Genomic DNA, 8942 nt, shown 5'->3' on the forward strand with positions numbered 1-8942 from the left:
ACAGCTGGCTGCGGTCATAATGCGTTTATTGGGCTTCAGTAAGGTATCCTGAGTGTGCTCACCCTGCCCGGAAAAATCAAACCAGCCACGGTAGTTAAGGTGCAGACGCTTTTTATCAGGATCCACCCGGTCGATACTGTCCAGCATTATGGTCGTAAATTCAGGGGTTTGATAGCGAACCGGAACCACCCCCCCCAAAGCGGCATGCTTAGCAAACCATTGGCTCTGCCCTTCAGCAGATATACCAGCTGAAGGAACTTTTGTCGGCTGAGGGGCTTGCCAGCTGGCGTTCTGAACATCCAGTTTTAACGGCGAATGTTGTACCGCGTTAAGACAACCATGAGCGGCGTGACGAATATAGTGCGGAAGACTGGCTAAACGACGTTGCAAAGCCGCAACAGGCATATCATTAACCTGCGCAAGTTGAGGTAATTCGCGTTCATACAGCGCTGAACACAGCTCGGCAAAATCGCCTTGCTGTGCCAGCGGCTGAAATATGTCCGCCTGTTGATTAGCCAGCGTTGACTTCCTGTCGTCCGCGGTAAGGCGCTTGGCCATTAAGATCGCCCTCTATACGCAATAATTGGTTGTACTTAGCAACCCGGTCAGAGCGACACAGTGAACCGGTTTTAATTTGACCCGCTGCGGTGCCTACTGCTAAATCGGCAATGGTGGCGTCTTCGGTTTCACCTGAACGGTGAGAAATAACCGCCGAATAACCCGCTTCACGCGCCATTGCTATAGCTGCTAAGGTTTCTGTCAGGCTACCAATCTGATTAAATTTAATCAAAATTGAATTGGCAATCGACTTGTCGATACCTTCTTTCAGAATACGCGTATTGGTCACAAACAGGTCATCACCGACCAACTGTACTTTGCTGCCCAGTTTTTCGGTTAAGACTTTCCAGCCGTCCCAGTCGCTTTCATCCAGGCCGTCTTCAATAGAAATAATTGGGTAACGATCGCAAAGCTCTGCCAGGTAGTCGGCAAACTCTTCCGCAGTAAAGGACTTGCCTTCACCGGACAATTCATATTTACCATCACGGTAGAATTCAGAGGCCGCGCAATCCAAAGCCAGGGTAATGTCGCTGCCCATTTTATAGCCCGCGTTTTCAACCGCTTCGACAATAACTTGCAAGGCTTCTTCGTTAGACGCCAGATTGGGTGCAAAGCCGCCCTCGTCACCAACTGCCGTACTTAAACCGCGCTTCTGCAAAACCTTTTTCAGAGCATGGAACACTTCAGCGCCCATACGCAGGCCTTCTTTGAAGCTTTCAGCGCCAACCGGCTGGATCATGAACTCCTGAATATCCACGTTATTATCCGCATGTTCACCGCCGTTTAAGATGTTCATCATTGGCAATGGCATGCTGTATTTACCGCTGGTGTTGTTCAGGTTAGCAATGTGTTCGTACAGCTCGATGCCTTTACTCAAAGCCGCTGCTTTAGCCACCGCCAGAGAAACAGCCAGAATGGCGTTAGCACCCAGCTTTTCTTTGTTATCAGTACCATCGAGCTTTAGCATAATGTTGTCGACAGCGTCCTGGTTAGTCGCATCAATACCGCTTAATGCTTCAGCAATAGCACCATTAATGTTAGCAACCGCCGTTTCAACACCTTTGCCCAGGTAACGCGACTTGTCACCGTCACGCAGCTCCAGAGCTTCACGTGAACCGGTTGAAGCGCCACTTGGTGCCGCTGCACGGCCCATATGGCCCGACTCTAAATAAACGTCAGCTTCAACGGTTGGGTTACCGCGGGAATCCATGATTTCGCGACCAATAACTTTAACAATATTACTCATGCTTTAATCCTGTTTAATGCTTAATCATTAGCCGGGTTATTAACCCAAACGCTCTTTATGAAATTCGCCTGCAGCTTCTATAAAGCCTTTAAATAACGGGTGCCCGTCACGCGGCGTTGAAGTGAACTCCGGATGGAACTGTACCGCAACAAACCAACGGTGTTTCGGGTTTTCCAGAATCTCAACTAACTGCTTGTCATGCGAGTAACCCGTGATTTTTAAGCCTGCTTTTTCCAGCGGTTCAATGTAATGGTTGTTCACTTCGTAGCGATGGCGGTGACGCTCTTCAATGGTTTCTTTGCCATACATTTTAAGCGCTTTAGAACCTTTTTCTAAATGACATTCCTGTGAACCAAGACGCATAGTGCCGCCTAAGTCAGAATGCTTGTCGCGCAGTTCTTTCTGACCACTAGCGTCCATCCATTCCGTGATAAGACCAACTACCGGGTCACTGCAATTTTCATCAAACTCAGTGCTGTTAGCGCCGGTTAAACCAGCAACATTACGGGCAAATTCAATCATTGCCACTTGCATGCCTAAGCAAATGCCTAAGTAAGGAATGTTATTCTCGCGCGCGTATTTCGCCGCAATAAGCTTGCCCTCTATGCCACGATCACCAAAACCGCCTGGCACCAAAATAGCGTCCACGTCTTCAAGCTTAGACGTACCTTTGGTTTCTAAGTCTTGTGAGTCGATGTAACGAATATTTACCGTTAAACGGTTTTTAAGGCCGGCATGAGCCAGCGCTTCGTTCACCGACTTATAAGCATCCGGCAGTTCAACGTACTTACCGACAAAACCGACGGTCACTTCACCATTCGGATTAGATTCTTGATACAGAACCTCTTCCCATTCATGCAAGTCGGCTTCGGGGCAATCTAAATTAAAGCGCTTGGTGACTATGTCATCCAAACTCTGGGCCTTTAACATAGAAGGAATTTTGTAAATGCTGTCTACGTCGCGCAAGCCAATAACCGCTCGCTCTTCTACATTGGTAAACAAAGCAATTTTCGAACGCTCTGTTGCCGGTAAGGAGCGATCCGAACGGCACACCAATACATCTGGCTGAATACCAATAGAACGCAGTTCTTTCACAGAGTGCTGAGTCGGCTTGGTTTTCACCTCACCTGCAGCGCCTAAGAATGGCACCAGAGTCAGGTGCATAAATAAGGTGTGATCACGACCTATTTCCGTGCCCAACTGGCGAATAGCTTCAAGGAAAGGTTGTGACTCTATGTCACCTACCGTGCCGCCAATTTCAATAATGGCAATATCAAAGCCTTTACTGCCTTCAATAACACGACGTTTAATTTCGTTGGTAATGTGAGGAATGACCTGAATGGTCGCTCCTAAAAATTCACCTTTACGCTCACGGCGGATAATGTCTTCATAGACACGGCCGGTGGTGAAGTTGTTGCTGCTGGTCATACGGGTGCGAATGAAACGCTCGTAGTGTCCCAGGTCAAGATCGGTCTCAGCCCCGTCTACAGTGACAAAAACTTCACCGTGCTGAGTTGGGCTCATGGTACCCGGATCTACGTTAATGTAGGGGTCCAGCTTCATGATGGTAACGTTGAGGCCCCGTGCTTCTAGAATTGCCGCCAGAGAGGCTGCAGCAATGCCTTTACCCAGCGAGGATACAACTCCGCCGGTTACGAAAATATAGTTTGTCGCCATGTGATACCTAGTTGGTCAGGTCAAATTTGGGATTGCATTCAGACGGGAAAGTAGTATACCGAAAGACCGCCCCAACAACAAATAAAAAGCGCGCCGCCTAGTCTTTTGCAAAGCTCTTTTGTTAGTATAGCGCCAGCCAAACCCATCTGGAGTTACCTTATGTCATCCTGCTGTGGCACCACCGCACAAGAACACATCGATAAAGCACAAAGACGATTGTTATGGACTGTACTGGTTCTTAACGGCGTTATGTTTTTCGTTGAATTTATTGCCGGTTGGTTAGCACAGTCCAGTGGCCTTATTGCTGACTCACTGGATATGTTGGCCGATACATTGGTTTATGCGGTCAGTTTATACGCAGTTGGCAAAGCCATTAAATACAAAGCCAATGCCGCAATTTTTAACGGTACACTACAAACCGTCCTAGCGCTGATGGTTTTGGCTGATGTGTTGCAACGTTTAATTTTTGGCAGCCAACCCAATGCAAACATGATGTTATGGGTGGCAGGCTTAGCGCTGGTGGTTAACGTGCTTTGCTTTGCGCTTTTATACAGTTCCAGAAACGGTGATATTAATATCCGCGCCAGCTGGATATGTTCTCGCAATGACATGCTCATGAACACGGGTGTAATTTCTTCTGCTCTGCTGGTTGCTCAGCTAGACATGGCATGGCCAGATTTACTGATAGCCACAGTAATTGCTTTAATTGTGCTGCGCTCAGCAATACGCATTATTCGCGATGCTCGAGCAGTAAAAGCCGGTGGTAAAACCGATATTTCGGGATGTTGTGGTTAATCTTCACGCTAAAACTTAAAGCTCATCGACTTTTTGTCCAGGTTCGTTGCTTATTCTTCGCTTCTTTCGCTAGAAAAGCTTTTTCAAGATCTACGTTGTAACGGTTAGCAATAGCGCATAAATAAATAAAAACATCTGCCAGTTCATCATTGACCTCACCGATCTCAGATTGGTGATCTATCGCTAGCCCTTCAACTTTTCTAACAGCATTAAATAACTCACCCACTTCCTCTCCGAGCAGCAAGCACTTGTCTTTAACGGTTTGTTCAGAAAAACCCCGTTCCGCTTCAAGCTCAGTAACATATTCCTGAAAATCGGCTAAAGTAGGCTGGCTTTTTAAAGTCGGCATTATTTCTTGCGCTCTCTAGCTTCCTTTTCTTTTTTGCAGTTAATTTGGTCTTCAGGATGACCATAACTGCACTCTTCTTTCATTTCCCCCAGAATAAGTGCCGCTCCTGTATAGATAGCCGCCGTAGAAGGTTTATCGGAAGAGTCGGTAGGATGAGTCAAATAGTAAAGCATGTCCGAACTTGTGCATCCCGATAAAAGTAAAGCGCCGAGAAGTAATAAAATTTTATTCATATAAAAACCTTTTATTCTGAGACCCGAACGTCATTTTTAATCACTAATGCCGCTACATAGATTAACGCCAATGGCGGGATAAAAGCTAGAATAAGCCCAATTAAGGTTGCCAGCTTAGGTGTTTGTGTTTTCCTTTTCCCAAGGTAGTAGCTTAAAATGACTATTATTGGGATAAAGATTAAAATTACTTGACCTAACAGTGTTGCATTAAAGTTCAAAACTTAATTCCTTGTGTCGTTAAACGATTGATTCGTTCTTAGCCCACTTATAGCCTTCAAACAGGCTTCATTGGAAAAGTTTCTTACACGCTAATCTTCTTACCTTTTAGATGAGCAATTCTCAATATATTCATTGTCATCCGGGGCTTCTTTCATCGCAAAGTTTAACTGAACGGTCTTTAATATCGGTGTACGCCCCGAATTTTTTTCAGTTGCTTCCCACCTCCATTTTTGAAGTGCCGCAACCGCGTAGTCATCAAATACGCCCTTTGGATAAGATGAGCGAACTTCATACCCTTTAGCGCGTCCATCTGAACCAATACCTACAGCAACATTGACGCAACCGGACACATCATTCCGCGCGGCTGAAGCCGGGTATTGAGGAGGGATACGTTTGCTGATAGTCCAGTACTCATCAGCAAGTTCCGAGTGCTCGGCAGCTGACAGATCCAGGAATTTTGTCTCTGTCTTATCGCTCTGGGTATTTGAGCTACAAGAAATAACGAATAGCGTGCTCGCAAAAATAACACTTACTTTTTTCAACGTCCTGTCCTTAAGCTTAAATAGCCTTCCAATGCAAAGTTGAAACATTATTTATACAGAAGTATATACCTAATTAAAAGATCAGTTCAGGATCTCTAAAGAGGTTTCGCTAGAAAAACATCACGAATACTTCACATGAAACCTTATTTACTTTTAAGTTGCTTATCATGACTCTTGGACAAGATAAACAACGAGAGAATGGCGCCAATCAGAGCAAACCCCATGTCAGATTGAGTATCCCAAGCGTAACCCTGAGTACCAAGAAAGGCTTCAGCATCCTCACCGGTTGCAAGGGCAACCCACCATTCCAGTAACTCGTAAAACGCGCTAAAGGCCAGGCATATTGAAACAATAATAATGTTGCGCCAGACAGTCCCGTTCACAATGTTTCTTCGAATTAATATTTCTCTTGCCAACAGCGCAGGCACAAAGCCCTGAAAGAAGTGACCTAACTTGTCATAATTATTTCGCTCTGCGCCGAAGAGCCCCTCGAAGAAAGGTACTTCCGCGTATGTGTAGTGTCCGCCCACCATTAAAACCACACAATGCGCCAGAATAAATGCATATAGCAGAGGCGTTAAACGAAATGAATTATAAGTGAGAGCCAACAGCACAGCCCCAATTACCGCCGGAGCTACTTCAAGCAACCAGGTAAACGGGTCTTTAGGGTTAATACCCGACCAGACTAAAACTATGGTAAAAATCACTATCCAGAGGTATCTAATGGGAGTCTCCTAGTGTTCTTTCTTGACTACCTTAAAAATTGATTGATAGAGGAACGAAGCAATCACAGCAATGGCTACAAATACGCCCATATCTATCGCAAAGTTTGCAATATCAAATCCGTCACTTATTGGGTTATATTCAAAACCAAACTGATTCAGCAATATAGGGGCTCCAATAGCGGCAATAATGCAGGGAATAAGAAGCGACCCAAAAGGCTTTTGATAAGATGAATCACTCACAACTTTTCTCCGAATGTCGTTAGCACGTTTTTCACTAGCTAATATGTCTAAATCTGACGTATTCCATGCAACGCATTACAACACTTCCCTAATAACTCTCTGTTTTAAGCACTTTTCGTTTTCGGTAAGGCATAATCAGAAGCCTCCAAACCCAATAACCGGTACCTAACGCGTAAAGGATATTTTTACCAAGAAACATCCAGTCAAAGCCGGTGCCTGGCCAGTAAAAAACAATGTCAATAATTGCTCCGATGAAAACTAATAAGCAAACAACTGCGACTACAAACAAAAGAGAATCTTTCATTATTTACTCCCAGTTAACGCACCTTCATCCCACGTGAATAAATAATATCTTCCCCCGGGCAGGAATACTCTGGTTCTATCGTTGAGCAAGCCTGGTTTGCTTTATCGAAACAAAAATCGAAGCGTGTTTGTGTTTTAACGGGCTCAGAAATAATGTTGTTGGAAAGGTCTTTCCATTTCCAGTTTGTAATAACGTCTTTGGCTGCCACAGAAAAATGTCTGTCAGTAGATTCGACAACCGCAACGTCTTTGATTTCGTTATCCGGCGTTATAACGTATTCAACTGTGGCGCAGCCCTCTAGCGAATTAACAACTGCTTGCTCGGGATACCTTGCGGGAAACCTTTTTAAATCAGCCCACTTAGGCTGTGCCAACTCATTATCGGTTACTGCTAAGCTAGGGTATTCAACGGTGTTTTTTGTGGATGCGCAGCCGCTGATAGCGAGGAGACCAACTAGAGTAAAAATAAACTGCTTTATCATGCCACTTCCTCTGTGTTTTACTCATTAATCTTGCTTAACTTCTATTTAAAAGTCCGAGCAAATCGTTATAAAAACGTTAACTACAATATTTTCTTTAACCCAGAAAAGCAAATCAAGTGGCTATGAGTTTTTGCCCGCACACAACTGCTTCAACAAACTAACGTATACGCCGAGCGTCTTTGTCCATCTCTTGTTTATTCAGTTTATTCACGGCGTTTCTGAAACCGTCCCTCTTATTACTCTTTGTTCATGACGCAATTCGGTCATACAAGTATTCAATGAGTCATATACTGCGCACAAAAGGAGTGATTTTTCATCCTCTTCTTCCAGTCCCAGCCCGGGTAAAAGAGTATTCTTACAAACTCGTCGATCTGACCGACTGGAAAAATACACCGAGAAATAAGAGTAAAGCGTATCCCTGTAGCGTTTAAATTCTTCCATGTTACTCATGCGATCAGACACCACGTCAATAATACTATTCATAGCTACAAGTTTAGGAAAATCACTAAGATTATCCTCGCCACTAGCTCTCAACTCCTCAGCCGCTATAGAGCATTTCTCTAATGTCGGTATCAGAGTGCGACTCACTTTTTTTACATTTTCTTTCAGCTTCTTGTTAGGGGACGAAGAGCCGCTATAGAGAGAAATATCGCTTGAAACGTCCTCGGAAAACTTCAGGTGTGATGCAGACCCCGCAAGAGCAATAAGCAAAATTTGCGAGTAAATCCTCTCGCTCTGCTCTTCTGTGCGTGGTCGTATCGACATTAAATAGAGTTGGTCTACCAATTCGGTCCCCGGAGGATTTTTCAGTGATTGTCCCAGCTCAATGATCTCGGTAGGAGTCATACCGTGCACAATGTCACCTACCTCTTTTACTGCAGAAGGTAAGGGTCGAAATACTTCCCCATGGGACCGGTCAATCACCATTAGATTCAACGTGTGTATCATAGCTTCGTAGTCAGCTTTGGTCGTCGTGTAAGAAAGCTCGTCCAGCGACTGTGCTAATTCTTCATGAGAAGTTGCATCCAGGGTGGCGCCCTGAGAACTCTGAGCATAAGACTGAGGTGTAAAGCCAAGAACGCCAATCAAGAGCGCTCCGAGCATAAGCTGAGAACTGCATTTTAAAGCAGCAGACATTAATTTATATGATAAAAAATTAGGCATCTTCAGTCTCCAGTTTTTCAGCTTTACACTCTATAACTTACATCCACAATCGCATCACTGCCTCTATTATTTTATTTCGGAAAGCAGCTCAGGATCCGTTACCAGGTTTCTCACCCCATGAGCATGATCTTCTTCAAAGATATTACCTTCGCACCAATCACCCACCGACTCAACATCAACTTTGGCAACTTTAGAGCGAACATTCCAGGTGCCTGATTTGAATGTCAGGCTACGCCATACCACTAGACCTGCTTAGCTTGCTGCCAAAGAGCTTCAAGTTCATCGAGGTTGCAGTCGGTAGCGTTTTTACCCTGCTCACTCAAGCGCTGCTCTATAGTCTGAAAACGGCTTTTGAACTTTTCATTGGCGCGTTGCAGTGCGGCTTCGGGGTTTACTTGTTTGTGGCGGC

The 8942-nt window shown here is 44.9% G+C and carries 14 protein-coding genes; 1 reads left to right on the forward strand and 13 read right to left on the reverse strand.

Translation table 11 applies throughout. The features are described 5' to 3' along the window. The 3 genes from B3180_RS02270 to B3180_RS02280 all read right to left on the reverse strand — a co-directional run. A partial coding sequence (locus B3180_RS02270) for a hypothetical protein (RefSeq protein ID WP_286842755.1) occupies nucleotides 1-558 on the reverse strand: 558 nt, incomplete at its 3' end. Beyond that, on the reverse strand, nucleotides 512-1804 hold the full coding sequence (gene eno, locus B3180_RS02275; RefSeq protein ID WP_110014058.1) for a phosphopyruvate hydratase: 1293 nt from the start codon (nucleotides 1802-1804) through the stop codon (nucleotides 512-514). The genes eno and B3180_RS02270, both read right to left, overlap by 47 nt. 39 nt (nucleotides 1805-1843) lie before the next feature. Then, a complete protein-coding gene (locus tag B3180_RS02280; RefSeq protein WP_199494951.1) occupies nucleotides 1844-3481 on the reverse strand; it encodes a CTP synthase in 1638 nt (545 codons plus the stop codon). Between the two features lie 159 nt (nucleotides 3482-3640). Between B3180_RS02280 and B3180_RS02285 the strand changes: the two genes are divergently transcribed. After that, nucleotides 3641-4276, forward strand: a complete 636-nt coding sequence (locus tag B3180_RS02285; protein WP_278358734.1) for a cation diffusion facilitator family transporter — start codon at nucleotides 3641-3643, stop codon at nucleotides 4274-4276. A 22-nt stretch (nucleotides 4277-4298) separates the two neighbouring features. Here the strand turns inward: B3180_RS02285 and B3180_RS02290 are convergent, their stop codons facing one another. The 10 genes from B3180_RS02290 to B3180_RS02335 form a co-directional block, all read right to left on the reverse strand. Continuing rightward, nucleotides 4299-4625 carry a MazG nucleotide pyrophosphohydrolase domain-containing protein gene (locus B3180_RS02290; RefSeq protein ID WP_224797326.1) on the reverse strand — a complete coding sequence of 109 codons (327 nt, stop codon included), beginning with the start codon at nucleotides 4623-4625 and terminating at the stop codon, nucleotides 4299-4301. Next, nucleotides 4625-4858 carry a hypothetical protein gene (locus B3180_RS02295; protein ID WP_199494953.1) on the reverse strand — a complete coding sequence of 78 codons (234 nt, stop codon included), beginning with the start codon at nucleotides 4856-4858 and terminating at the stop codon, nucleotides 4625-4627. The genes B3180_RS02290 and B3180_RS02295 overlap by 1 nt, the downstream gene beginning before the upstream one ends. A gap of 11 nt (nucleotides 4859-4869) precedes the next feature. Beyond that, complete coding sequence (locus tag B3180_RS02300) at nucleotides 4870-5076, reverse strand: hypothetical protein (protein ID WP_199494954.1); 207 nt, start codon at nucleotides 5074-5076, stop codon at nucleotides 4870-4872. A 99-nt stretch (nucleotides 5077-5175) separates the two neighbouring features. Further along, the gene (locus B3180_RS02305) at nucleotides 5176-5619 is read right to left on the reverse strand and encodes an energy transducer TonB (protein WP_278358735.1); all 444 of its coding nucleotides are present in this window, start codon (nucleotides 5617-5619) and stop codon (nucleotides 5176-5178) included. A gap of 143 nt (nucleotides 5620-5762) precedes the next feature. Further along, the gene (locus B3180_RS02310) at nucleotides 5763-6344 is read right to left on the reverse strand and encodes a DUF2238 domain-containing protein (RefSeq protein ID WP_278358831.1); all 582 of its coding nucleotides are present in this window, start codon (nucleotides 6342-6344) and stop codon (nucleotides 5763-5765) included. A gap of 9 nt (nucleotides 6345-6353) precedes the next feature. Beyond that, nucleotides 6354-6584, reverse strand: coding sequence for a hypothetical protein (locus B3180_RS02315; RefSeq protein WP_199494956.1), 231 nt, complete (start codon nucleotides 6582-6584; stop codon nucleotides 6354-6356). A gap of 88 nt (nucleotides 6585-6672) precedes the next feature. After that, the gene (locus tag B3180_RS02320) at nucleotides 6673-6888 is read right to left on the reverse strand and encodes a hypothetical protein (RefSeq protein ID WP_278358736.1); all 216 of its coding nucleotides are present in this window, start codon (nucleotides 6886-6888) and stop codon (nucleotides 6673-6675) included. Between the two features lie 13 nt (nucleotides 6889-6901). After that, the gene (locus B3180_RS02325) at nucleotides 6902-7369 is read right to left on the reverse strand and encodes an energy transducer TonB (protein ID WP_224797323.1); all 468 of its coding nucleotides are present in this window, start codon (nucleotides 7367-7369) and stop codon (nucleotides 6902-6904) included. A gap of 207 nt (nucleotides 7370-7576) precedes the next feature. After that, nucleotides 7577-8473: a hypothetical protein gene (locus B3180_RS02330; protein ID WP_286842769.1), complete on the reverse strand. Its 897-nt coding sequence runs from the start codon at nucleotides 8471-8473 to the stop codon at nucleotides 7577-7579. Between the two features lie 126 nt (nucleotides 8474-8599). Continuing rightward, nucleotides 8600-8776: a hypothetical protein gene (locus B3180_RS02335; RefSeq protein WP_224797611.1), complete on the reverse strand. Its 177-nt coding sequence runs from the start codon at nucleotides 8774-8776 to the stop codon at nucleotides 8600-8602. Nucleotides 8777-8942: the final 166 nt, after the last annotated feature.

Source organism: Idiomarina sp. UBA4206 (genome assembly GCF_002383015.1).
In the GTDB taxonomy this organism is placed as follows: domain Bacteria; phylum Pseudomonadota; class Gammaproteobacteria; order Enterobacterales; family Alteromonadaceae; genus Idiomarina; species Idiomarina abyssalis.

Excerpts from the sequence above, each read along its gene's own strand:
- B3180_RS02290 (WP_224797326.1), bottom strand. The coding sequence starts at position 4,625 with ATGCCGACTTTAAAAAGCCAGCCTACTTTAGCCGATTTTCAGGAATAT.
- B3180_RS02320 (WP_278358736.1), bottom strand. The coding sequence starts at position 6,888 with ATGAAAGATTCTCTTTTGTTTGTAGTCGCAGTTGTTTGCTTATTAGTT.
- eno (WP_110014058.1), bottom strand. The coding sequence starts at position 1,804 with ATGAGTAATATTGTTAAAGTTATTGGTCGCGAAATCATGGATTCCCGC.
- B3180_RS02285 (WP_278358734.1), top strand. The coding sequence starts at position 3,641 with ATGTCATCCTGCTGTGGCACCACCGCACAAGAACACATCGATAAAGCA.
- B3180_RS02325 (WP_224797323.1), bottom strand. The coding sequence starts at position 7,369 with ATGATAAAGCAGTTTATTTTTACTCTAGTTGGTCTCCTCGCTATCAGC.
- B3180_RS02330 (WP_286842769.1), bottom strand. The coding sequence starts at position 8,473 with ATGCTCGGAGCGCTCTTGATTGGCGTTCTTGGCTTTACACCTCAGTCT.
- B3180_RS02295 (WP_199494953.1), bottom strand. The coding sequence starts at position 4,858 with ATGAATAAAATTTTATTACTTCTCGGCGCTTTACTTTTATCGGGATGC.
- B3180_RS02280 (WP_199494951.1), bottom strand. The coding sequence starts at position 3,481 with ATGGCGACAAACTATATTTTCGTAACCGGCGGAGTTGTATCCTCGCTG.